We start from the raw sequence: 23084 nt of genomic DNA, 5'->3' as shown, positions 1-23084 counted from the left end.
AGCAAGGCAGCAGCAATACTCCAACAGGCTACCTGAAAAACGCTGCCGCCCAATCTGCCGCACAGTTTAGAGCTCCTGCCGCAAAAAATCCAGTTTCCGCCGCCCTTTCCTCGCCCCGCCTTCCCTAGAAAGGCTACCTGAAAAGCATTACAATCCCCGCTTTCCCTCCTCAAGCAGCGAGACCTGCCATGCCTAAAATCAGCAGCAACTTCGATGCCGGCGCCATCACCGTAATCGACAGCGCCGGCAGCCAAAACATCCGCCTCGCCCTGCGCGGTGACAATGCCGCCTCCTTCAGCCAGTGGTTTTATTTCCGCTTGCAGGGCGTGGCCTACCAACCTTGCCGTATCCGCATCGAAAACGCCAGTCAATCCAGCTACCCCGAAGGCTGGGAAGATTATCAGGCCACCGCCTCCTACGACCGCAGCAACTGGTTCCGCGTGCCCACCCGTTATGAAGACGGCGTGCTCACCATCGAACACACCCCGCTGGCCGGCAGCGTGTATTACGCCTATTTCGAGCCCTACTCCCACGAGCAGCACCTCAACCTCCTCGGCGACGCCCAAGGCAGCGGCCTGTGCCAAATCGACGACCTTGGCAGCACCGCGCAAGGCCGCGACATCAACCTGCTCACCATCGGCCACCAAGCCGCCAGCGACCTCAAAATCTGGATTATCGCCCGCCAGCACCCCGGCGAAAGCATGGCCGAATGGTTTGCCGAAGGCCTGCTCTCTCGCCTGCTCGACCACCAAGACCCCACCGCCCGCGCCCTGCTCGACTGCGCCACCTTCTATATCGTGCCCAATATGAACCCCGACGGCGCCGCCCTGGGCAACCAGCGCACCAACGCCGCCGGTGCCGACCTCAACCGCGAATGGCAAAACCCCAGCCCCGAGCGCAGCCCCGAAGTGTATGCCGTGCGCCAGAAAATGCACGAAACCGGCGTAGATTTATTTCTCGACATCCACGGCGAAGAAGCCCTGCCCTACGTATTCGCCGCCGGCTGCGAAGGCAACCCTTCCTATGATGCACGCATCGCCGCGCTCGAAGCCTCCTTCAAAACCGCCTTGCGCCAGGCCAGCCCCGACTTCCAAGACGAACACGGCTACCCCAAAACCGCCCTCGGCCAAGCCAACCTCGCCATTGCCAAATCCTACGTGGGCGAAACCTTCGGCTGCCTCTCCTACACCCTCGAAATGCCCTTCAAAGACAACATCAACCTGCCCGACGACGACTTCGGCTGGAACGGCCAGCGCTCCCTGCGCTTGGGCGAAGCCATCCTCAGCGCCATCCTCGCCGTCTGCCCGCAACTGCGCCCGGATGAAACCGCATGAACGGCCAATTCCCCGCCAACAGCTTTGCCGCCAACTTAGGGCTACCTGAAATTTCAGGTAGCCTCCTGCACGCCGATTGGCCCGCGCCAAACAATGTCCACACCTTGATTACCACCCGCCAAGGCGGCGTCAGCCAAGGCCGTTTCGCCAGCCTGAACGTGGGCGACCACGTGGGTGACGACCCCGCCGTCGTGGCTGAAAACCGCCGCCACGTGCAGGCGCACGTTCCCCTGCCGCTGGCCTATCTGCGCCAAGTGCACGGTAATCGCGTAGTGGCCGCTGCCGACTACCTTGACGCTCCGCCGGAAGCCGATGCCGCTTTCGACCGCAGCCGCCGCACCGCCTGCGCCGTCATGACCGCCGACTGTCTGCCCGTACTCCTCTGCGACCGTGCCGGCAGCGTAGTGGCCGCTGCTCACGCCGGCTGGCGCGGCCTAGCTGGTGGCGTGCTGGAAAACACCATCGCCGCTATGCAGGCCGACCCTGCCGACCTCCTCGCCTGGCTCGGTCCAGCCATCGGCCCCGACGCTTTTGAAGTGGGCAGCGACGTTTTAGCTGCCTTCACCCAGGCCGACCCCGCTGCCGAAGCCGCCTTCGAATCTATAGGCAGCGGCAAATACCTAGCCGATATCTACCTGCTTGCTACACAAACCCTGCGCCGTACCGGCGTTAGCCAAATCTACGGCGGCCAGCATTGCACCGTGCTCGAGCGCGACCGCTTCTTTTCCTACCGCCGCGACGGCCAAACCGGCCGCATGGTCAGCGCCGTGTGGCTGAGCCCGGAGCTAAGTGGGCAAAGGCTACCTGAAACCCATGTTTCCAGTTCAAATCAAGTATGAGTTTTCTAGCGAAGCACTTATTACCACCCATGCACTGCTACCGTCTTGCTCTGCTTGACAAATTCGGTCGTAGCCGCCATAATTCGTTCCTTTGTATGCAGCCCTTTCTGCTGCCTAATATTTTGGCGCACCGCACAGCCGGTGTAGCCGCCCCGATTAGGAGGTGATTTTTCCACCCCGGCTCTTATCCAGCCCGCACCAGCCAGTGCAAAAGTGATAAATCAAACCATTTTCTCGGGCACCATTGCCCGGCAACAAATAAAATATTTTAAGGATGACAAAATGCCTTCTATTCGCGTAAAAGAAAACGAACCATTTGAAGTAGCCATGCGCCGTTTCAAGCGCTCTATCGAAAAAACCGGCCTGCTCACCGAGCTGCGTGCCCGTGAAGCCTACGAAAAACCGACTACTGAGCGCAAACGCAAAAAAGCTGCTGCAGTAAAACGTTTGCAAAAACGCCTGCGCAGCCAACAGCTGCCGCCGAAACTGTACTAATCTTTTGATAAACAAACACAGCCCGTTATTACAACCGGCTGTGTTTTTCTTTGGCCATAAGCCGAAAAGGCTACCTGAAAGTTTATGTACTCATAGCTTGGAGATTTGGATGCACCACTGACTGAAACGCTTCGTTTCATACGGCATTGGCTCGCCTTACAGCCCTCCCACACCGCCTAGGACCAGCCACCTGTAAGAAAATGATTGTTTCAGCTATAAGTTTGAGCGTTTGAAGTTAAAGACAGGGCTACCTAAAATTTTCAGGTAGCCTCCCCTACCACGCTTGACGACGTTTGAGCTGGAGATAGCGGTTGATAAGTTCGGTACTCAGTTGGTTGGGCAAAACATTGATGGCGTTGATGCGGGCGGCATCAAAGTGGCGGATGGCTTCGGCCACGTGGCTTTCGTATTGCAAAGCGCCGAGGTAGGCTTGGGCGTCTGCTTCGTTGCGCACGGGCTGTTGGCGCACTTCTTCTGGCGCAAGCGGGCGCAAGCCACCGAATAAAACCATGTGGTGTTTGCGCAGGCGCTGGATGTGTTGCAGTAGGTGGCGGCTATCTTCGTGGTTCAAATGGGAGAGCACCACCACGAGGGCGCGGCGTTTCTGTTTTTGCAGCAATAAGTTCACGGCGCTTTCAAAATCGGCGGCCTGTTGCGAGGGTTCGATATCGAACATACCCTGCACCAGGCGGCCGAGCTGCTCCATGCCCTTATGCGGTGGCACGAAGCGGGCTACGGGATGAGCGAAGGTAAGCAGGCCGGCGGCGTCGCCGTGCTTGAGCGCGGTGTAAGAAAGCAGTAGCATGGCCTGCAGGGCATGGTCGAAATGGCTTTTGCCTTCCATTTGCAGGCGCATATTGCGGCCGCAGTCGAGCAGGAAGATGAGCTGTTGGTCTTGCTCGTCTTGATAGGTACGCACGATGGGGCGGCTCATGCGGGAGGTAGCTTTCCAGTCGATATTGCGGATGTCGTCGCCATCTTGGTAGTCGCGCAGCTGGTGAAAATCCTGACCAAGGCCTAAACGCGGGAGTTTTTTCACACCCACGAGGTTGAGCCAGCGTTGTAGGCCGATTAAATCGGCACCGAGGATGCGGCTGAAATCGGGCAGCACGTCCACTTTGCCGGGCAGCTCCTGCCGATGCCGCCGCTGCCACAGACCGAGCGGGCTGGCGAGCCAGTATTCGATGCCGGCAAATTCGGCACGGCCTCGCCGGCGCGGGGTGAGCCGGTAGCGGATGGTGGAAAGGCGGCCGGGCCGCGTGTCGATAATCAGATGCGGGGTGTCGGTGTCCCAGTCGGGCGGAAACAGGTCGGCCACCAGGATGGTTTGCGGCTGCCGCCAGCGGCCTTTGGCCGGCGGGGTAAGTGTGAGTTCCACTTCGTGCGGCCGGCCTTGGATAAACTGGTGCGGCAGGCTGCGCTCCCAGCGCGGCTCGGGCTGGCGGCGCTGCCAGAAGGCATCAATCAGCGCCGCCAAGGCGAGCAGGACGGCGAGGCCGCCGGCGATGTATTGGACGATGCGGCCGTTATCTGCGTTCAGGTAGCCTATCAGCCAGCCGGCGATGCACACGGCAACGAGGGCGGCAAACAGCAGCACCAGCAGTCTGGATGGTCTCATGAATATGCCTTACAAGCGCGGGGCGGGCACGGAGGCGGCCAGTTCGTTCAATACTTGCTCCACTTGGATGCCTTCCATTTCCATCTGGGTGGAGAGGCGCACGCGGTGGCGCATGGCGGGCAGCCAAATGGCTTTGATATCGTCGGGGGTAACGAAATCGCGGCCAGCCAACAAGGCATAAGCGCGAGCACAGCTAATCAGAGCAATGCCGGCACGCGGCCCGGCGCCCACGGATAAGGCAGGCCAGTCGCGGGTGGCAGCCACCAGGCGCACGGTGTAGTCGATAATCTGCGGATCAACGCTCACTTGTGCCACCAGTTTTTTCAGCTGGTCGATTTGCTGCGGCTGGAACACGTGCGTGGGCTGGCTGCTGCTGAGCAGGTCGTTGTTGCTGCTGTTGATCACAGCATTCAGCATGCGTGCTTCGTCAGCAGGAGCCGGGTAGCCGATCATCACTTTAAACATAAAACGGTCGAGCTGGGCTTCGGGTAGCGGATAAGTGCCTTCCTGCTCAATCGGGTTTTGCGTGGCCAATACCATGAAGGGGCTGGGCAGATGATGGGTGTGGCCGTCGAGCGTTACGCTGCGCTCCTGCATCACTTCGAGCAGGGCGGATTGGGTTTTGGCCGGAGCGCGGTTAATTTCGTCGGCGAGCAGCAAGTGGGTGAACACCGGGCCTTGGCGCAGCTCGAAGCGGCTGTTTTGCGCATCGTAGCGGTAGTGGCCGGTAACGTCGGAGGGCATCAGGTCGGGGGTGAATTGGATGCGGCGGAATTCACCGGCAAAGGTTTGCGCCAGCGAGCGCACGAGCAAGGTTTTACCGGTGCCCGGCACGCCTTCGAGCAGCACATGGCCGCCGGCCAGGAATACGGTGAGTACTTCGTCCACCACCTGCTGTTGGCCGATGAGCACTTCGTTCAGCCGCGAACGCAGCACTTGAATGGCGCGCACGCCCTGCTGGATGGCGGGGTTGGCGCTGGTTTGTTGGGGCTGGGAGAAATTGATGTCCGTCATCGAATCATCCTTTTACGTTGTTTGTTTCGTTGGTTAATCGGAGGTTTGGGTTTCAGGTAGCCTCTAGCCGCGCTAATACCACGAGCGGTTTATCTTGCGCACGATGCGCTGGTGGGCGGCAAGCATTTGCAGCCACTGCACCAAATTAACCTGTTCCGGCAGAGGCTGAAGCCATGGTTCAACCACGGAGGGCGGCAGTTTGGTTTGGGCGCACAAAAACTCCAGCTGTTTGCGGCTGCCCATTTGTTTCCAAGCCGGGTGGCGCTGCTGCAGGGCTTCGAGCAAGCGGCGTTGCATATCGCTGAGGATGGCGCGGCGGCTCAGGTGGCTGGAGAGGAACTGGCCTTGTGCGAGCAGGTGCTGGTTCAGGTAGCGTTCCGGCGCAGGCGGCAGCTGCTGCACCACGCCCACGCGGACGATGATGCGCCACAGTAATACGGCGGCAGCGGCCAGCACAACGGCAAACAATATGGGCTGGGCTTTCAGCATTTTCCATATCATCGGCTCGGCGTTGTTATAGCCGGACGGGTAAACTTTCTCGGCCAGCAGGATGCCGTCTTTCCCTTGAGCCAGATAAACGGCAAGGTAGGGGTGGTCGTAGAGAGCGAGATGGTTGCGGTTGAAGTCGGGGCGGCTCGGATTGCCCAGCCAGTTGTCATTCCAGGTGAGCAGCACGCTGCCATCGCCGTAGCGCACGCGGATGGTTTGTATTGCACCGTAGGCGTTTTTGCCTTGGAACAATACCAGTTTGCTGTCTTGTGCCGCCCAGCCGTTAGTGCTGCTGTATTCGGCGCCGGTAAAGGTTTGGATAGTGGCCCCTTCCGGCAGCTGGATACTGCTCAAGCCGGCGTTGCAGTGCGGATCAACCTTCAAAGCAACTTCGTCGCCAACTTGGCGGGCGGCTTCGCGGCGCTGCTCGGCGGCTTTCACGCAAGCAGGCAGATTAGGCAGGGTTTTAACATCGATTTCCTCCAACTCCACGGTGCCAATTTGCAAATGGCGCAGCATGGTTTGACGGAAATTCAGCGTGTCTTCATCTTCGGTATTGCCCGGCTTGCCGTCTGCTTTCAGCGAGTTATCATCAGCATAACTGGGCAACGCCATCACCAAATGGTTGCCGCGCCCAACCCATTCCAGCAGGCGTTCGGCATCTTCCTTATCCCGCATGCGGTTGTCGGCCACAATCAGCAGGCGGTTATTATCGTATGCATTAAGTCCGCCCAAACCGAACAGGCTGCGTTCGTGCCGGATATTTTTCACACCGTATCGGGTGAGCAGGGTTTTCAGACCATAGAGCTGCCCCTCGCGCATTTCCTGTTTGGGATCAAGCGACTGCCAGGTTTTGCTTTCCTGCTTGGACAGGCCGGCAACAGCTACCAAGCCGCCTATAAGCAATATGGCAATCAGGCCGATGAGGATGGATCGACGGTTTTTCATGCCCTACCCTCCCCACCGGCAAACACTCGCCGGTATTGGCGGCACAGGCTGTGCACCGCTTCCCGCTCGGGCAAGCGGTGGGCATAGGCCAGTTCTACCCAGTTATCGGTGAGCGATTGCCAGTAGTCCAAAAGCTGCGGCTGGCGCTGGCGCACACGTTTAAGCACTTGGCCTTCGGTGTCGCTGCTGCGCAGCGGTAGGCCGTAGCGGCGGCTGATTTGCGAGAGGCTGGCGCGATAAAGCAGGCTCATGGCAGCGCGCGGGTCGCGTTCGTATTCGGCCAGCACTGCGGAAACTACGTCGTTGGGCAGGCTTTCTGGCGTAATTTTCATGCCGAATAGGGTTTCCGGCACCTCTTCGCCCTGGCTCAAGCCAAAACCGCCGTTGGCTTGATACCAACGGTATAAAATCCACAGCACCAAGGCCAACAGCAAGCCGATTAGGGCATACATCAGGGCGTTAAACCAAGCTGGCGATGGGGTTTTCACATTAGGCAGCTCCAGCTGCTGGCGCGATGCAGCATCGTCGTCTTTATCGCATTTGAACCAGCAGTATTCGGTTTGGGTTTTGATGCTTTGAAACGGCGCTTTACGCAGGGTGTTATCGCGGATTTGCTCCACCTTTTCACGCTGGGGTAGCGGCTCGGCATGCAGGCTACCTGAAAAACTGAAGCCAATAAACACAGCCAAGGCCAATGCCCACAACGCACTGCTGCTGCCCAACAGGCGGCCTTGGATTTTGCGGGCAGCCAAGCGGATGTCCCAGCCTTCGGCCTTGGTGCGGGCATTCAGATAGAGCGTGAAGCCGCAGGCCACATAAATCGGCCCCCAAAAACACAGCAGCAGCACATAAATGCCGTTGAGCAAATGCTGAAAAATCAAACCTTCGCCGGAAGACACCAAAGCCTCAATCTGCTGCAAAGCATCAGTGGAGCGCGCCCCACCGAACGGGCCGGCCACGATATTTTGCGCCGGATCGCCCGTCCACAACCAAAACAGCATCGCAAGCAGGCCAAAAGCCAAGATACTTTCCAGGTGGATGCCGAAAAACGCTAGCCAGCTGGCTGCACCGCCACTTTGGCGCGACAACTCATTACAGCGGCGCTGATGCGCTTTGCCGCTCAAGCCCTCCAGGAGCGTAACCGGCAACACCAGGCTGCGGCGCATGCTGAAGCGCCGCCAGGTTAAATCGCCAATCAAGCGCGGCCGCCACATCTGCCTAAACGCCGCGCGCACGCATTGCCGGTATGGCGGCAGCGGCTCGAATACCTGCTGCGACATCAGCCACAGCACCGGTGCTTCAAACAACGGCTTAAGCCACCACACCAAAAAACCGCCCCATTCAGGCTGCTGCCAGCACAAAGCCAGCACCAACGCATACACCGGCAGTGACAGGGTTGCCCACACCGCCATATACAGCGCCGGTCGCTCCTGAAACAGGCGCGCACCCAAATCCAAAGCCTCCCAGCCACTGCGCGGGCGGAAATTCAGGCGGGTTTCCCAAATATTCATGCCGCCCTCCTGCCCGCATACAGCAGATAAGCATACACCAGAAGCCACATTGCTATGGAAACAATATATTTCAAAATCATCGGAATACTGGTAATCGGCGACCAAAAGCCTTCAATAAATGCGGCAATAAACAGCATCAGGAAACCACCATTCATCAGCCCCACCGCCTGTTTGCCCTGAATGCGCAAGGCATCACGCCGCGACAAACCTTGTGGTTTGAGCAGCGCCAAACCCAACCGCAGGCCGCCTGCCGCAGCCATCACAATACCGGTAAGCTCAAATGCGCCGTGCGCACCCACAAACGAGAAAAAGGCCGGTCCGGCCGGATCGCGGGTCATATAGCCCATTGCCCCGCCGATTACCCAACCATTCATCACCGTGAGATAAACCGTGCCCAAACCAAACAGAATGCCGCTGGCAAAACTTTGAAACGCAATGGTTATATTATTAAAAATATAATAGCCAGCCATGACAAAGTTCTGCCACGCCTCGCGGTTGGTGCCCTCACTATACTGATCCAGCATCTCTTTATAGCTATCCGCCAATTGCGGACCATGCTGTAAGCCTTCGATTTTGTCCACGCTGTCGGGATAAAACGCCGTGAGCAGGAAAGCCACGATAAACGGCAGGTAAAACAGTGCATGCGCCAGCCATACCAGTTTTTTCTCACGCCGCACTAGCTGCGGGAAGCCCTGCATCACGAAATCGCGGCAGCGCACCCACAGCGATACCTGCTGCCCCACATACAAAAGCTGGTGCGCGCGTTCACACAGATATTGCAAATAATCGGTAAGGCCGCCGGAATAGCAGCGATCGGTGGCCACCGCCAAATGATGGCACACTGTGCGGTAGTCTTGCATAAACAAAGCCGTTTTCTGCGCACTCAGACTGCCGCGCCGTTTTTCCAGCTGTTGCAAATCCTGCTCAAACGTGCGCCAGAACGCCTGATGCTGTTCTTCAAAAAACAGTTGCCTCACGCCGCCTCCTTCCGCTGTTCACCCGCGTAATATTTGGCCAAGCCCAATATCAACCGCTCGGCGCTGCGTTCGTCTTCCCGTTGGCCGAAAATCGCCCCCACCATCATTTGCGCCAATTCGCCGGTGCGCGCCGCGCTCAAATGGCGGCGGCGTTCAACAAAGCTCAAAATTGCCTGTTGTTCCTCGCGTGTGAGTGCCACGGGCGGGGTAATCGCTTCAATATTGCCTAAATCCATACGCTCGGCCTGTCCACGCGTTTTATCCACATACACCACCACCGTAGAAGCCATGATATCGCCCAAGCGGCGACCGTAAGGATTGCACAGGCCGCAGATCATGCCGATACCATAGAAAAACGGCAGGCTGTCAAACACACGCAGCAGGTTGCGCAGCAACGAAGCAGACCAGGAGATATGCGTGCCATTGTCGTTGATCACACGCAAACCGAAGATTTTCTTGCCCGGCGTCTGCCCGTTCCAGCACACTTCAAACACCACGAAATACAACCACAGTGTGAAGAAAATATTAACAAACAGCAGAAAGAAGAACAGGCCTTGGGCGATATTGCCGTCATCACCGCCATTCGTACCAGAGAAGATGAATGCAAACAGCATAGTGGAGAGCATCAGCCAAATGCCGCGGAGAATAAAATCAACAAACCAAGCGCGCGAACGGGCAAACACCGAAGCCGGACGCAGATAAATATCAATAGCTTCCGGCGTTTCAACTTTGAGCAGGGTATCCAGCCGCGAGAGAATGGGTTCAGACATAATGAGAGGCTTGCCAAACGAAATGAAGGGTGGCCAAGAAAATGACGAACTTTGCCCGAAAGACGGGGGTTTGGCAAGCCCCCAGCAGGTGGGTAAAACTGCTTACAGACAATTTTTATGCGGGATAGCTGTGTGGGGATAGGATAGAAAGAAAGGCTACCTGAAACACAATAGCGCAACTTCTGCGCACCAATCTTCAGGTAGCCTAAGCCTAAGCGCAATGAAGGCTACCTGAAAATATCAGCTTCAATGCAGTCAAATCATCGCCCTCAAAAAAAGCTGCGTTTCTCCTTAAGAAGCTATAACACGCTTACACTGCAAACCATATCTGCCCTGTATCAGCCGTTGGCATCCGCCACTTTGCCGCGCTTGGCTTTGGCGGCAGAGAAGGCAAGGGTAACTTTGTCGGATTTGGCATCGTAGCCGATGGTTACCTCGCCGCCTTTACTTAAGCGGCCAAAAAGGAGCTCGTCGGCGAGCAGGCGGCGGATTTTGTCTTGAATCAGCCGCTGCATAGGGCGGGCACCCATTTGCGGATCAAAGCCCTGCTCGGCCAGATAGCTGCGCAGGCCGGTAGTAAAATGGGCTTCCACATTTTTGGCCAACAGCTGCTGCTCCAGGGCAAGCAGGAATTTGTCGGTTACCTTGGCGATGATTTCGGTATCCAACGGAGCGAAGGAAATCACGGCATCCAAGCGGTTGCGAAATTCGGGGGTGAAGGCTTTTTTCAGCGCATCGCCCTCATCGCCGCTCATGCGCTGGCGCGTGAAGCCGAGCACGGGGCGGCTAAGGCTTTCTGCACCGGCGTTGGTGGTCATGATCACAATGGTGTTGCGGAAATCGGTTTTGCGGCCGTTGTTGTCGGTGAGTGTGCCGTAGTCCATTATTTGCAGCAGGATATTGTGCACATCAGGGTGGGCTTTTTCGATTTCGTCCAGCAACAGCGCGCAGAATGGCTGTTTGTTTACTACTTCGGTGAGCAGACCGCTCTGCTCAAAGCCGACGTAACCGGGTGGCGCACCGATGAGGCGAGCCACGGCATGGCGTTCCATGTATTCGGACATATCGAAGCGTTGCAGCGGCACGCCCCAAATATAAGCAAGCTGGCGGGCGACTTCAGTTTTGCCCACGCCGGTGGGGCCGGAAAACAGGAAGCTGCCGATGGGTTTTTCCGCCGACCCCAGGCCGGAGCGAGACATCTTAATGGCGGCAGCCAATGCTTCGATAGCAGCATCTTGACCGAATACCATATTTTTTAGGTTGCGCTCCAAATGACGCAACACTTCTTTGTCATCTTTGGAAACAGTCTGCTCGGGAATGCGGGCAATTTTGGCCACCACTTCTTCAATCTGCGCGGCTTCAATCACTTTGCGCCGTTTATCGCCGGGCAAAATGCGCTGGGCGGCAGCAGCTTCATCAATCAAATCGATGGCCTTATCGGGCAGGAAGCGGTCGTTCAGGTAGCGTACCGAAAGCTCGGCGGCAGCACTCAAGGCGTGCTGGGAAAAGCGGATTTGGTGGAAGGCCTCGAGTGCGGGTTGCAGTCCTTTGAGGATTTCCACGGTTTCAGCCACACTGGGCTCGGCTACGTCGATTTTCTGGAAACGGCGGCTTAAGGCATGGTCTTTGGCGAAGATGGTACGGTATTCGTCATATGTGGTGGCGCCGATGCAGCGCAGATGGCCTTTAGAGAGAGCTGGTTTGAGCAGATTGGAAGCATCCATGGTGCTGCCGGTGGTACTGCCTGCACCGATGATAGTGTGAATTTCATCAATAAACAGAATAGAGTGCTCGATTTTGGCTAACTCTTTAAGCACAGCTTTGATGCGGGCCTCGAAGTCGCCGCGGTATTTGGTGCCGGCCAAGAGCGAGCCCATATCCAGCGCAAACACGGTGGCGCCGGCGAGTGCGTCAGGTACATCGCTGTGTTCTAAGCGGTAGGCCAAGCCTTCGGCCAATGCGGTTTTGCCCACACCGGCCTCACCCACCAAAAGCGGGTTGTTTTTGCGGCGGCGGCACAGGGTTTGCATGAGGCGTTCCAATTCCATGGTGCGGCCAACCAGCGGATCGATACGCCCTTCGCGTGCTTCAATATTAAGGTTAACGGTATATTTGGCTAGGGCATGACGGATAGGTTTGCCCTCCTCGCCACCTTCCTGTTCAACTTCATCGCCTTTATCTGTTTCCACTACGCGATCCGGCACGATGCCGTGCGCGATATAGTTGAGAATCTCGCTGCGGCCAATCGACTGCAAGCCCAGGAAATACACGGCATGGCTGTTTTTTTCCGACATAATCGCCACCAGTACGTCCACCGGCTGCACCTGCCGTTTGCCTGCCGACTGCACATGCACAATCGCACGCTGAATCACGCGCTGGAAACCGAGCGTGGGCTGGGTTTCGCTGCTGGTTGGCGAATCCTCAGGCAGAACCGGCGTGTTTTCTTCAATGCTGATAGCCAGCTGTTCGGCCAAAACTGGGATGTTCGCACCGCAGCTTTGCAACACCGCTCGCACCTCGTCGCTCTCCTGCACCAGCGAAAGCAATAGATGTTCTATGCCGATGAATTCATAGCGCTGCATGCGGGCATCGGCATAGATAACCTGTAAAATGCTTTCCAGCTCTTTCGACAACATGGCTCACACCTCCTCAACCGTACTCAGCAGCGGATGACCGGCCTGTCTAGCAAGGTTTTGCACTTGCTGATGCTTGGTATCAGCAATATCTTTTTGGTAAACACCGCACAGACCTTTGCCTTTGTGATGTACTTGCAACATCACTGTTGCCGCCTGGTTTTCAGGTAGCCTGAAAATATCAGTAAGCAAGCTAACCACAAAATCCATTGGTGTGTAATCATCATTAATCAGGAATACGCCATATTTCTTGGGCGGAGACACATTTTGCCAGACAGTTTCTGGCTGGAGCGCCTGTTCGGTATTGGACATAGCTTTGACTCTTCAAGGTGTACTGTAGTTGGCCGAGGCCTTTGCTTTATCTGCTATTAGTGAAGCAGACTAACGCCGCAACAGGAATTCAACGGCTTTAGCCGTAATTCGGTTTTAGATTGTAAATCAACTTTGTTTGCCGGTTGCTTTTTTGCACAGCCTAACCGCAGACTGATGCCAGATAATTATATTCAACCGTACGGCAGAACACAAAATAAGGGTAAAAGCTCGGATTTCTGTCTTTTTTTTGCGATTTTTAACATTATTATTCAAACATTACTTGACTGTTAATCCCGGCTGCGCGAAACTTATCTCCGCAAGCGCGGCAGGCTGGATAAATTGCTCCGGCTCGGCAGCTGAACAAACCGTTTTACCCAACACAGTCGTTTTCCTGCTTTGCCAACCCTGCTTTTCCCGATATTTTGTTTTTTTAGATAGGATGTATTGTATGGCAACTGGTACTGTTAAATGGTTTAACGATGCTAAAGGTTTTGGTTTCATCACTCCCGATGAGGGTGGCGAAGATTTGTTTGCCCACTTCTCGGCCATCAACATGAACGGTTTCAAGACCCTGAAAGAAGGTCAGAAAGTTTCTTTTGAAGTAACCACTGGCCCGAAAGGCAAACAAGCATCCAATATCCAGCCGGCCTAAGTAGCCGCTTATAAAAAGACAGGTAACGGCCTGTCTTTTTGTGCTTTCAGACATACCCTTCCGACTTAATACTACCTGAAAACACGGTTTCAACAAGGTTACGGTCTAGCATAGCAAGTTTTCACACAACTAAATCTTCACACTCCAAGCACATCCCGCAAAAGCAAGGCATTCCAGCCTGGCATGGCTAAATAAATGCTTTAGTTATACAATGCTTCCCTTGCCTGCCAATACAATATTGTTGCCACCATGCCAAACACCACCCGCCCCATCTTTTCCATCCTGCTTGCCCTGATGCTCTTAGGCGGATGCGGCAAAGAAGAAGCCTCTACTGACGATTCCTCATTTGTCCGAACCGTGAGCGCACCCGCAGGTGGTGCTGATATGCTGTTGCCTGACTTCACCAAATTAGTTGCGCAAGAGGGCGGCGCTGTGGTCAATATTCAAGCCAGCCGCACCAATGAAAACACTGCTCAGGCCGGTGGCGAAGACAATATCGATCAGCTGCCTGAAAACGATCCTTTCTCCGAATTTTTCAAACGCCTGCAGCCCAACCAAGCCGATTTAGTCGAGCCCGGCGACGACGAATACAACTTCGGTTCCGGCTTTCTCATTAGCTCCGACGGCTATATCCTCACCAACACCCACGTCCTCAGCGGCATGAATAGTATCAAAGTCGTGCTCAACAACCGCCGCGAATACACTGCCCGCCTGGTCGGCTCCGACACCCAAACTGATATCGCCCTCTTGAAAATCGACGCGCAAGGCCTGCCCACCGTCAAAATCGGCGACCCCAAAACCTTGCGTGTAGGCGAATGGGTAGCCGCCATCGGCGCACCTTTCGGCTTCGACAACAGCGTAACCGCTGGCATCGTCTCCGCCAAAGGCCGCAGCCTGCCCAACGAAAACTACACTCCTTTCATCCAAACCGACGTAGCCATCAACCCCGGCAATTCCGGCGGCCCGCTGTTCAACCTGCGCGGGCAAGTAGTGGGCGTAAACTCCCAAATCTACAGCCAATCCGGCGGCTTTATGGGCATCTCCTTCGCCATCCCCATTGATGTGGCCATGAATGTGGCCGACCAGCTGCGCCGCAACGGCAAAGTTGAGCGCGGCCGCATCGGCGTGGTGATTCAAGAAGTAAACTACGACTTAGCCAAATCCTTCGGCCTCCAAGCCGCCAACGGCGCGCTGATTTCGCAGGTAACTCCTGGCGGCCCCGCCGACAAAGCCGGCCTCCAGCCCGGCGACATCGTGCAAAGCGTGAATGGCGAAAACGTGAAAGCTTCCAGCGACTTGCCCGTGCTCGTCGGCATGATGCCGCCCGGCACCCAGCTCACCCTCGGCATTTGGCGCAATGGCAAACGCGAAGAAGTACAAGTCACCCTCGGTTCTAGCAACACCAGCAGCGCCGATGCCGGCAACCAATCCGGCAGCGGCACCAATGCCGATAACGGCAGCGGCTTCACCTCCGAGCCTACCGGCCTGCAACTACGCAGCCAAGGGCAAAGCCTCTTGGTTTTGCAGGTTGAAGGCGCCGCCCAACAGGCCGGCCTGCGGCGTGGTGACATCATCCTAATGGTAAACCGCACCGCCGTGAGCGACGAAAACAGCTTCAACCAAGCCCTCAACCATGCCGACCACACCGTCGCCCTACTCATCCAACGCGGCAACAGCAAGCTGTTTTTAGCGCTGGAATTACACCGTTAGCCGAACTACATAGCAAAGGCTACCTGAAAAATATTTTTCAGGTAGCCTCTTCATCTAAAAAATTCAGATTCCCACATATCAAACAACATGATAGAAATCAATCGCCTCACCCTGCAACGTGGCAATAAAGTTCTGCTCGAACAAGCCTCCGCCCGCATCGCCCCCGGCCGCCGAGTCGGCCTTATCGGCAAAAACGGCAGCGGCAAATCCAGCCTGTTTGCCCTGATTAAAGGCGAAATTGGTGCCGACGCCGGCGACATCCACCTGCCCCCACATTGGAAACTCGCTGCCGTGGCGCAAGAAACCCCCGCTCTGGAAATTAGCGCGTTGGATTACGTGTTGCAAGGCGATACCGAGCTGCAAACTTTTCAGGTAGCCCTAAAGCAGGCCGAAGCGCAAAACGACGGGCACGCCATTGCCGAATGCCACGCCAAGCTTGAAGAAATTGGCGCCTACAGCGCCCCTGCCCGCGCAGCCAAGCTATTGAACGGTCTGGGCTTTAGCCAATCTGAACACAGCTACCCCGTCAAAGCCTTTTCCGGCGGCTGGCGCATGCGCCTCAACCTTGCCCAAGCCCTCATGTGCCGCGCCGACCTGCTCCTGCTCGACGAACCCACCAACCACCTCGACCTCGAAACCGTATTGTGGCTGGAAAGCCACCTCGCCGCCCTGCCCTGCACCCAAATCATCATCTCCCACGACCGCGACTTCCTCAACGCCGCCACCAACCACACCATCGAGCTCGCCCAACGCCAGCTGCACAGCTACAGCGGCAACTACGACTTCTACCAGCAACAACGCGCCCAACGCCTTGCCAACCAGCAGGCCGCCTACGTTAAACAGCAGGCGCACATCCAGCACCTCCAATCCTTTATCGACCGCTTCAAAGCCAAAGCCACCAAGGCCAAACAAGCCCAAAGCCGAGTTAAAGCCCTGGCTAAGCTCGAGCTGGTTGCCCCCGCCCACCTCGACAGCAGCTTCAGCTTCTCCTTTCCCCCGCCCGAACACCTGCCCAATCCTCTGCTTAAGCTCGAACAAGTCGATCTCGGCTACGGCGGGCAAACCGTTTTGCACCAAACCACCCTCTCGCTCGAAAGCGGCGCCCGCCTCGGCCTGCTCGGCGTAAACGGCAGCGGCAAATCTACCTTGATCAAAGCCCTTTCAGGTAGCCTGGAGCCCCAAAGCGGCCAAATTATCCGCGCCGACAAACTGAAAATCGGCTATTTCGCCCAACACCAGCTCGACACCCTGCGCGCCGACCAAAGCCCGCTCTGGCACATCCAGCGCCTCAGCCCCGAGGCCAAAGAGCAAGACATCCGCAACTTCCTCGGCGGCTTTGACTTCGCCGGCGACATGGCCATCCAGCCCATCACCGGCTTTTCCGGCGGTGAAAAAGCCCGCCTCGCGCTGGCCGTTATCGTGTGGCAGCAGCCCAACCTGCTCCTGCTCGACGAACCCACCAACCACCTCGACCTCGATATGCGCCACGCCCTCACCGTGGCCCTGCAAAGTTTCCAAGGCGCGCTCATCGTCGTTTCCCACGACCGCAGCCTGCTCGAAGCCACCACCGACAGCTTCCTGCTCATCGACCAAGGCTACCTGAAAACTTTCGAAGGCGACCTCAACGACTACCGCCGCCTGCGCCTGGCCCAAAGCAACCCAGAAGCCGCCCCGCCTCCTTCTGCTGCCGGCCAAAACCGCAAAGACGAAAAACGCCTCGCCGCGCAAATCCGACAGCAACGCGCCCAGCGCGGCAAACCCATCCAGCAAAAAATCGAAAAAGCCGAACAGCTCATGGCCAAACTCAGCGCCGAGCAAGCCGAATGCGAAGCCTTTCTCGCCGATGAAGAAGCATATAAGGAACACAATAAAGCCAAATTGCACCAATACTTAGCCAAAACAGCCGAAGTCAAAGTACAATTAGCACAAACAGAAGAAGACTGGCTCGCCCTGCAAGAACAACTTGAAGCCGTGTATCAAGCCGTCGAACAGGAATTTTCCAGCCAGCAATCGTTAGAAAAGGGAAAATAAAATGCAGAAAACTACGCTACTTACCATTTTTGCCCTAAGCTGCCTCAGCGCAGCCGCCGGCCCCGTTTATTCCTGCGGTAACGGCAGCTACAGCAGCAAACCCGGCCCCGGCTGCCAACGTGCCGACCTGCCCACTATCGGCCGCTACAGTGCCGCCCGGCCGCGCCCCACGCCTGCGCCCGTTGCCGCCGGCAGCCAGCAAGCCGCCGTATATCGTGCGCCCGCCCCGCAGCCCGTGGCTGCAGCCGCCCCTTCCGGCCGCACCAATAGCGGTCGCCGCATGATTCTCGAGCAAGAGCTGGCCAACGAACGCCGTGCCCTGGCCACTGCACAAAGAGCCCTCACCGAAAGCCGCACCATGCCCAAAGGTGACGGCGCAGCCTACCAGGCTCACCAAGCCCGCGTCAGCAGTCTGCAAAGCGACGTGCTCGATCGCCAGCAAAACATCCAAGCCCTACAGCGCGAACTCAGCCGCATGTAGGCACGGCGGCAAACCCGGCCGCATTTGCTATAATCCTTTTCAGGTAGCCTCTATCGTTTGAGGCTACCTGAAAATTGTTTGAAAGAGCCCACATGAAACCATCAGTTCTAGACAAACTCCAATCCCTCTCCGAGCGGCTCGAAGAAGTAACCGCCCTGCTCAGCACCCCCGAGGCCACTGCCGACATCAACCGCTTCCGCCAGCTCAACCAAGAGCATGCCGAGCTCACCCCCGTGGTAGAAGCCTATCGACAATACCGCCAAGCCGAAAGCGACCTTGCCGACGCTGAAGACATGCTTGCCGATCCCGAAATGAAAGACTTCGCTGCTGAAGAAATCGAAGCCGCCAAAGCCAAAATCGAAACGCTGGATACCGAGCTGCAAAAACTTTTGCTGCCCAAAGACGAAGACGACGGCAAAAATATTTTCCTCGAAGTCCGAGCCGGCACCGGCGGCGATGAAGCCGCCCTGTTTGCCGCCGATTTGCTGCGCATGTACACCCGCTATGCCGAGCGCAACCGCTGGCAGGTCGAAATCGTTTCCGCCAACGAAAGCGATTTGGGCGGCTACAAAGAAGTCATCGCCCGCATCGCCGGCATTGGCGCCTATGGCCGGCTCAAATTTGAGAGCGGCGGCCACCGAGTGCAACGCGTGCCCACCACCGAAAGCCAAGGCCGCATCCACACCTCCGCCTGTACCGTGGCCGTGATGCCCGAAGCCGATGAGCTCGAAGAAATCCAGCTCAACCCCGCCGAACTGCGTATCGACACCTTCCGCGCATCCGGCGCCGGCGGCCAGCACATCAATAAAACCGATTCCGCCATCCGCATCACCCACCTGCCCACCGGCATAGTGGTGGAATGCCAAGACGGCCGCAGCCAGCACGCCAACAAAGCCCAAGCCATGAAAGTGCTCGCCGCCCGCCTGAATGACAAACAAAAACGCGAAGCCCAGGCTAAAGAAGCCGCCGAACGCAAATCCCTCATCGGCAGCGGCGACCGCAGCGAACGCATCCGCACCTACAACTACCCGCAAGGCCGCGTTACCGACCACCGCATCAACCTCACCCTGCACAAGCTCGACTTCGTGATGGACGGCGACATGGAAGAAATCACCAACGCCCTCATCGCTGAGCACCAGGCCGAACTCTTGGCCGCCATGGGCGAATAGGGTTCCGCTCCACTGAAGATTAAATTTTCAGGTAGCCTTAAACACCAAACAGGCTACCTAAAGCCGATATACAGCTTTTCAGGCAGCTTCTGCATACCGCTCCAAAGGTCACCTGAATCTCACCAAAAGAAAGCCCACATGAACACCCTTAGCATCATCGGCGGCATGTCGCCCGAAAGCACCGCCACCTACTACACTCAAATCAACCGCCTTATCAACCGGCAAAAAGGCGGCAACCACAGCGCACCCATCCTGCTCGCCAGCGTGGAATTTCAAGAAATCGTGGATTGTCAGCAGCGCGGCGATTGGCTCAAAGCCGGCGAAATCCTCGCCCAAGCCGCCCGCAATCTGGAGCAGGCCGGCGCAGACGCCGTCCTCCTGGCCACCAACACCATGCACAAAGTTGCTGCCCCAATACAGGCCGCCATCGGCGTGCCCTTCCTGCATATTTTAGACAGCGTGGCCGAACGTATCCGCGCACAAGGCATGTACACCGTTGGCTTGCTCGGCACACGCTTTACCATGCAGGACGCATTCTACCGCAAAGGTCTGGCCGAACGCGGCATCCAAGCCATTGTACCGGACGAGGACACGCAGGCCGAAATACACCGCATCATTTTTGAAGAGCTCTGCGTGGGCAAGTTTGCTGAAGGCAGCCACCGCTTTTATGTGCAAACTATCGGGCAGCTGGCTGCCCAAGGCGCACAGGGCATCATCCTCGGCTGCACTGAAATCGGCCTGCTGGTGCGCCCCGAAGACACTGCCGTGCCGTTGTTCGACACCACCGAAATCCATGTGCAGTCCGCCACCAAATTTATCTTGCAAACAGCCTGAAGCGGATACTGATTTTCAGGTAGCCTGTTACAGAAATATATCCTTCATACGAGGCCAAACAACTGTGCGAATTGCTTGCATAAGAACGCCCGTCCATCTTACCAACATCGGAGATTAGCCATGATCCTCCCTTCTCTCACCACTCTCCCCCAGCAGTTCCAATCCGCCCGCGTGCTGGTGGTGGGTGACACCATGCTCGACCGCTACTGGTTTGGCGAGGTGGAGCGCATTTCCCCCGAAGCCCCCGTACCCGTAGCCAAAATCGAGCGCATGGATCAGCGCGCCGGTGGTGCCGGCAACGTGGCGCGCAACATCGCGGCCCTGGGTGGGCAGGCAGCCTTGCTGTCGGTGGTTGGCCAAGACGAGGCTGCCAACGAACTGGAAAAAATCGTTCAAAGCAATGGCGTACAAACCTTTTTAGAACGCGATGAAACCATCGACACTACCGTGAAACTGCGTGTGCTCTCGCGTAATCAGCAGCTTTTGCGCATTGATTTTGAAGAGAAGCCCAGCCAAGACGTGCTGGATCGGCTCAACCGCCGTTTCCGCAGCCTGCTGCCGGATTATGATGCCGTTATCCTTTCCGACTACCGCAAAGGCTGCCTGTTTCAGGTAGCCGATATGATTGATTTCGCCCGCGAGCACAACAAACCTGTGTTAATCGATCCCAAAGGCGACGACTACGAAAAATATGCCGGAGCCAGCCTCATCACCCCCAACCGTAACGAACTGCGCCAAGTGGTCGGCTCATGGGAAAACGAAGCCGAGCTCACCGAAAAAGCCGAAGCCCTGCGCCGCCACCTACAATTAAACGCCATCCTGCTCACCCGCAGCGAAGAAGGCATGAGTCTGTATGAGGCAGAGCACATCAGCCACCAGCCCACCCGCGCGCAGGAAGTGTTCGACGTATCCGGCGCCGGCGACACCGTCATCGCCACCGTAGGCCTCGGCCTGGCCGCCAAACTGGATTTGCGCCAAGCCATGCACATCGCCAACGCCGCCGCCGGCGTGGTGGTGGCCAAACTCGGCACCGCCGTGTGTAGCCAAGCCGAATTGCTCGCCGCCTTGCAACAAGATGTTGAGGCAGGCTAAAGCCCAGCCCCATTCCCAACACAGGCTACCTGAAATTTTGTTCCACTCGTTTTCAGGTAGCCTGTTTCTTGTATGCCCGGCACAGCTTGGATAGCCATAAATCGCCAATCCTAATATGCTAAAATAGGCCGGATTTAAAACGTGAACACACCCATGACCAAGCAATACTCAGAAAGCAGCATCAAAGTCCTCAAAGGCCTGGAGCCGGTGAAAGAACGCCCCGGCATGTACACCCGTACCGACAGCCCTACCCACATCTGCCAGGAAGCCATCGACAACGCTGCCGACGAAGCCCTCGGCGGCTTCGCCAGCCGCATCAATGTGGAAATCCACGAAGACGGTTCGCTCTCCGTATCCGACAACGGGCGCGGCATTCCCGTGGGTCTGCATCCAGAAGAAAACGTGCCCGTGGTCGAGCTGGTGTTCACCCGCCTGCATGCCGGCGGCAAATTCAACAAAACCAGCGGCGACGGCGCTTATGTCTTCTCCGGCGGCCTGCACGGCGTGGGCGTATCCGTAACCAACGCCCTCTCCCGCCGCCTCGAAGTGGCCGTGCGCCGCGAAGGGCGCGAATACCGTATCGCCTTTGCCGGCGGCGACGTGGTCGAGCCTTTGGCCGAAACCGGCAAATGCTCCGCCAAAGACAGCGGCACCACCCTGCGCATCTGGCCCGATGCCCGCTATTTCGAAAGCCCCAACTACGACATCGCCGAAATCGAACGCCTGCTGCGTGCCAAAGCCGTGCTGCTGCCCGGCGTAACCGTTACCCTCACCCGCCGGCGCAACGGCCTGCCCGAAACCCAAACCTGGCACTACCCCGACGGCCTGGAAGGCTACCTGAAAACCCTGCTGGCCGAGCAGGAAAACACCCTGCCCCTGCTTACGCTGCAAAACCATGTTTCAGGTAGCCATCATGGTGATTTTGCCGACGGCGAAGGCGTATCCTGCGCCCTCACCTGGCTGGAAGAAGGCCGCATCACCACCGAGAGCTATGTCAACCTCATCCCCACCCCTGCCGGCGGCACCCACGAAGCCGGGCTCAAACAAGCCCTGTTCAACGCCGTATCCAACTTCATCACCCACCACAACCTTTTGCCGCGCGGCGTGAAAATCCAAAGCGACGACGTATTCAACCGCGTCGCCTTCGTGCTTTCCGTGCGCATGCTCGACCCGCAATTCCAAGGCCAAACCAAAGACAAACTCACCAACCGCGACGCGCTCAAACTCGTGGCCGCCCTCGCCGGCGACCCCGTCGAATTGTGGCTCAACCAAAACCTCGAAGCCGGCAAGAAAATTGCCGAGCTCGCCATCAAACAAGCCCAAGAGCGCATGCGTTCAGTGAAGAAAATCGAAAAACGCAAAGGCAGCGGCATTTCCGTATTGCCCGGCAAGCTCACCGACTGCGAAAGCGAAGACATCCGCGAAAACGAGCTGTTCCTGGTAGAAGGCGATTCCGCCGGCGGCTCCGCCAAACTCGCCCGCGACCGCAACACCCAAGCCATCCTGCCCCTGCGCGGCAAAGTGCTCAACAGCTTCGAAGTGCACCGCGACCAACTCTTCGCCAACACCGAAATCCACGATATTTCCGTGGCCATCGGCGTAGACCCGCACGGCGAAGGCGACAGCCCCGACCTCTCCGGCCTGCGCTACGGCAAAATCGCCATTCTTTCCGATGCCGACGTCGACGGCTCGCACATCCAAGTGTTGCTGCTCACCCTGTTTTACCGCCACTTCCCCGAGCTCATCCGCCGCGGCCACATCTACGTTGCCCAGCCGCCGCTGTTCCGTGTGGACGTAGCCGCCCAAGGCAGGAAAAAAACCGCCCGCAAATTCTACGCCCTCGACCAAGCCGAGCTCGAAGGCATTCTGGAAAAACTGCGCAAAGAAGGCCTGCGCGAAAACCAATATTCCATCAGCCGCTTTAAAGGCTTGGGCGAAATGAACCCCGACCAGCTTAAAGACACCACCATGCACCCCGACACCCGCCGCCTGCTGCGCGTGCATATCCCCGAGCACAGCAGCGAGCCCACTCGCGAAGTATTCGTCAAACTTATGGGCAAAGGCGAATCCGCCCAGCGCCGCAGCTGGATGGAAGCCGAAGGCGACAAAGCCGAGCTGGATATTTAAAGCCATAAGCAAAGGCTACCTGAAACATTGCTTGCTTTTCAGGTAGCC

The 23084-nt window shown here is 57.2% G+C and carries 19 protein-coding genes; 11 read left to right on the top strand and 8 right to left on the bottom strand.

Annotated features, from left to right (window positions below; all coding sequences use genetic code 11):
* The first annotated feature begins 188 nt into the window (after positions 1-188).
* The 3 genes from EZJ17_RS04655 to rpsU all read left to right on the top strand — a co-directional run bounded on the left by EZJ17_RS04655 (position 189) and on the right by rpsU (position 2668).
* A complete protein-coding gene (locus EZJ17_RS04655) occupies positions 189-1334 on the top strand; it encodes a M14 family metallopeptidase (RefSeq protein ID WP_067439061.1) in 1146 nt (381 codons plus the stop codon).
* On the top strand, positions 1331-2173 hold the full coding sequence (gene pgeF / locus EZJ17_RS04650) for a peptidoglycan editing factor PgeF (protein ID WP_082886426.1): 843 nt from the start codon (positions 1331-1333) through the stop codon (positions 2171-2173). The genes EZJ17_RS04655 and pgeF overlap by 4 nt, the downstream gene beginning before the upstream one ends.
* 282 nt (positions 2174-2455) lie before the next feature.
* Positions 2456-2668, top strand: a complete 213-nt coding sequence (rpsU, locus tag EZJ17_RS04645; RefSeq protein WP_023886457.1) for a 30S ribosomal protein S21 — start codon at positions 2456-2458, stop codon at positions 2666-2668.
* Between the two features lie 274 nt (positions 2669-2942).
* Here the strand turns inward: rpsU and EZJ17_RS04640 are convergent, their stop codons facing one another.
* The 8 genes from EZJ17_RS04640 to clpS form a co-directional block, all read right to left on the bottom strand.
* Entirely contained in the window at positions 2943-4286 is a 1344-nt protein-coding gene (locus EZJ17_RS04640) for a DUF58 domain-containing protein (RefSeq protein ID WP_067439064.1), read from the bottom strand.
* 9 nt (positions 4287-4295) lie between these two features.
* Positions 4296-5300 carry an AAA family ATPase gene (locus EZJ17_RS04635; RefSeq protein WP_151086249.1) on the bottom strand — a complete coding sequence of 335 codons (1005 nt, stop codon included), beginning with the start codon at positions 5298-5300 and terminating at the stop codon, positions 4296-4298.
* Between the two features lie 72 nt (positions 5301-5372).
* The gene (locus EZJ17_RS04630; RefSeq protein WP_151086247.1) at positions 5373-6737 is read right to left on the bottom strand and encodes a DUF4350 domain-containing protein; all 1365 of its coding nucleotides are present in this window, start codon (positions 6735-6737) and stop codon (positions 5373-5375) included.
* Positions 6734-8248: a DUF4129 domain-containing protein gene (locus EZJ17_RS04625; RefSeq protein WP_151086245.1), complete on the bottom strand. Its 1515-nt coding sequence runs from the start codon at positions 8246-8248 to the stop codon at positions 6734-6736. Before EZJ17_RS04625 ends, EZJ17_RS04630 begins: the two co-directional genes overlap by 4 nt.
* Complete coding sequence (locus EZJ17_RS04620; RefSeq protein WP_067439075.1) at positions 8245-9225, bottom strand: stage II sporulation protein M; 981 nt, start codon at positions 9223-9225, stop codon at positions 8245-8247. The genes EZJ17_RS04625 and EZJ17_RS04620 overlap by 4 nt, the downstream gene beginning before the upstream one ends.
* The gene (locus EZJ17_RS04615; RefSeq protein ID WP_067439078.1) at positions 9222-9995 is read right to left on the bottom strand and encodes an RDD family protein; all 774 of its coding nucleotides are present in this window, start codon (positions 9993-9995) and stop codon (positions 9222-9224) included. Before EZJ17_RS04615 ends, EZJ17_RS04620 begins: the two co-directional genes overlap by 4 nt.
* Positions 9996-10333: 338 nt before the next feature.
* Positions 10334-12631: an ATP-dependent Clp protease ATP-binding subunit ClpA gene (gene clpA, locus EZJ17_RS04610; protein WP_151086242.1), complete on the bottom strand. Its 2298-nt coding sequence runs from the start codon at positions 12629-12631 to the stop codon at positions 10334-10336.
* A 3-nt stretch (positions 12632-12634) separates the two neighbouring features.
* A complete protein-coding gene (gene clpS, locus EZJ17_RS04605) occupies positions 12635-12940 on the bottom strand; it encodes an ATP-dependent Clp protease adapter ClpS (protein ID WP_067439084.1) in 306 nt (101 codons plus the stop codon).
* 448 nt (positions 12941-13388) lie between these two features.
* Here clpS and EZJ17_RS04600 point away from each other — a divergent pair, with 448 nt between their 5' ends.
* From EZJ17_RS04600 to parE, 8 genes are all read left to right on the top strand, one after another.
* Positions 13389-13592 (top strand): cold-shock protein, encoded by a 204-nt coding sequence (locus tag EZJ17_RS04600; RefSeq protein ID WP_003822547.1) that lies wholly within the window; start codon positions 13389-13391, stop codon positions 13590-13592.
* Positions 13593-13841: 249 nt separating this feature from the next.
* Complete coding sequence (locus EZJ17_RS04595) at positions 13842-15302, top strand: DegQ family serine endoprotease (RefSeq protein WP_067444764.1); 1461 nt, start codon at positions 13842-13844, stop codon at positions 15300-15302.
* An 87-nt stretch (positions 15303-15389) separates the two neighbouring features.
* On the top strand, positions 15390-17333 hold the full coding sequence (locus tag EZJ17_RS04590; protein WP_067439090.1) for an ATP-binding cassette domain-containing protein: 1944 nt from the start codon (positions 15390-15392) through the stop codon (positions 17331-17333).
* 1 nt (position 17334) lies between these two features.
* The gene (locus EZJ17_RS04585) at positions 17335-17814 is read left to right on the top strand and encodes a hypothetical protein (RefSeq protein ID WP_151086240.1); all 480 of its coding nucleotides are present in this window, start codon (positions 17335-17337) and stop codon (positions 17812-17814) included.
* Positions 17815-17906: 92 nt separating this feature from the next.
* Positions 17907-18983, top strand: coding sequence for a peptide chain release factor 1 (gene prfA / locus EZJ17_RS04580; RefSeq protein WP_067439093.1), 1077 nt, complete (start codon positions 17907-17909; stop codon positions 18981-18983).
* A gap of 138 nt (positions 18984-19121) precedes the next feature.
* Entirely contained in the window at positions 19122-19817 is a 696-nt protein-coding gene (locus EZJ17_RS04575) for an aspartate/glutamate racemase family protein (protein WP_067439096.1), read from the top strand.
* A gap of 120 nt (positions 19818-19937) precedes the next feature.
* Positions 19938-20909 carry a D-glycero-beta-D-manno-heptose-7-phosphate kinase gene (gene rfaE1 / locus EZJ17_RS04570; protein ID WP_067439099.1) on the top strand — a complete coding sequence of 324 codons (972 nt, stop codon included), beginning with the start codon at positions 19938-19940 and terminating at the stop codon, positions 20907-20909.
* A gap of 153 nt (positions 20910-21062) precedes the next feature.
* Positions 21063-23036 carry a DNA topoisomerase IV subunit B gene (gene parE / locus EZJ17_RS04565; protein ID WP_067439102.1) on the top strand — a complete coding sequence of 658 codons (1974 nt, stop codon included), beginning with the start codon at positions 21063-21065 and terminating at the stop codon, positions 23034-23036.
* Positions 23037-23084: the final 48 nt, after the last annotated feature.

It is taken from the genome of Eikenella exigua (assembly GCF_008805035.1).
In the GTDB taxonomy this organism is placed as follows: Bacteria; Pseudomonadota; Gammaproteobacteria; order Burkholderiales; family Neisseriaceae; genus Eikenella; species Eikenella exigua.
This window is presented reverse-complemented; position numbering and strand designations above follow the sequence as displayed.

Coding starts and splice junctions, on each gene's coding strand:
- EZJ17_RS04655 (WP_067439061.1), top strand. CDS start 189: ATGCCTAAAATCAGCAGCAACTTCGATGCCGGCGCCATCACCGTAATC.
- pgeF (WP_082886426.1), top strand. CDS start 1,331: ATGAACGGCCAATTCCCCGCCAACAGCTTTGCCGCCAACTTAGGGCTA.
- rpsU (WP_023886457.1), top strand. CDS start 2,456: ATGCCTTCTATTCGCGTAAAAGAAAACGAACCATTTGAAGTAGCCATG.
- EZJ17_RS04640 (WP_067439064.1), bottom strand. CDS start 4,286: ATGAGACCATCCAGACTGCTGGTGCTGCTGTTTGCCGCCCTCGTTGCC.
- EZJ17_RS04635 (WP_151086249.1), bottom strand. CDS start 5,300: ATGACGGACATCAATTTCTCCCAGCCCCAACAAACCAGCGCCAACCCC.
- EZJ17_RS04630 (WP_151086247.1), bottom strand. CDS start 6,737: ATGAAAAACCGTCGATCCATCCTCATCGGCCTGATTGCCATATTGCTT.
- EZJ17_RS04625 (WP_151086245.1), bottom strand. CDS start 8,248: ATGAATATTTGGGAAACCCGCCTGAATTTCCGCCCGCGCAGTGGCTGG.
- EZJ17_RS04615 (WP_067439078.1), bottom strand. CDS start 9,995: ATGTCTGAACCCATTCTCTCGCGGCTGGATACCCTGCTCAAAGTTGAA.
- clpA (WP_151086242.1), bottom strand. CDS start 12,631: ATGTTGTCGAAAGAGCTGGAAAGCATTTTACAGGTTATCTATGCCGAT.
- clpS (WP_067439084.1), bottom strand. CDS start 12,940: ATGTCCAATACCGAACAGGCGCTCCAGCCAGAAACTGTCTGGCAAAAT.
- EZJ17_RS04600 (WP_003822547.1), top strand. CDS start 13,389: ATGGCAACTGGTACTGTTAAATGGTTTAACGATGCTAAAGGTTTTGGT.
- EZJ17_RS04595 (WP_067444764.1), top strand. CDS start 13,842: ATGCCAAACACCACCCGCCCCATCTTTTCCATCCTGCTTGCCCTGATG.
- EZJ17_RS04590 (WP_067439090.1), top strand. CDS start 15,390: ATGATAGAAATCAATCGCCTCACCCTGCAACGTGGCAATAAAGTTCTG.
- EZJ17_RS04585 (WP_151086240.1), top strand. CDS start 17,335: ATGCAGAAAACTACGCTACTTACCATTTTTGCCCTAAGCTGCCTCAGC.
- prfA (WP_067439093.1), top strand. CDS start 17,907: ATGAAACCATCAGTTCTAGACAAACTCCAATCCCTCTCCGAGCGGCTC.
- EZJ17_RS04575 (WP_067439096.1), top strand. CDS start 19,122: ATGAACACCCTTAGCATCATCGGCGGCATGTCGCCCGAAAGCACCGCC.
- rfaE1 (WP_067439099.1), top strand. CDS start 19,938: ATGATCCTCCCTTCTCTCACCACTCTCCCCCAGCAGTTCCAATCCGCC.
- parE (WP_067439102.1), top strand. CDS start 21,063: ATGACCAAGCAATACTCAGAAAGCAGCATCAAAGTCCTCAAAGGCCTG.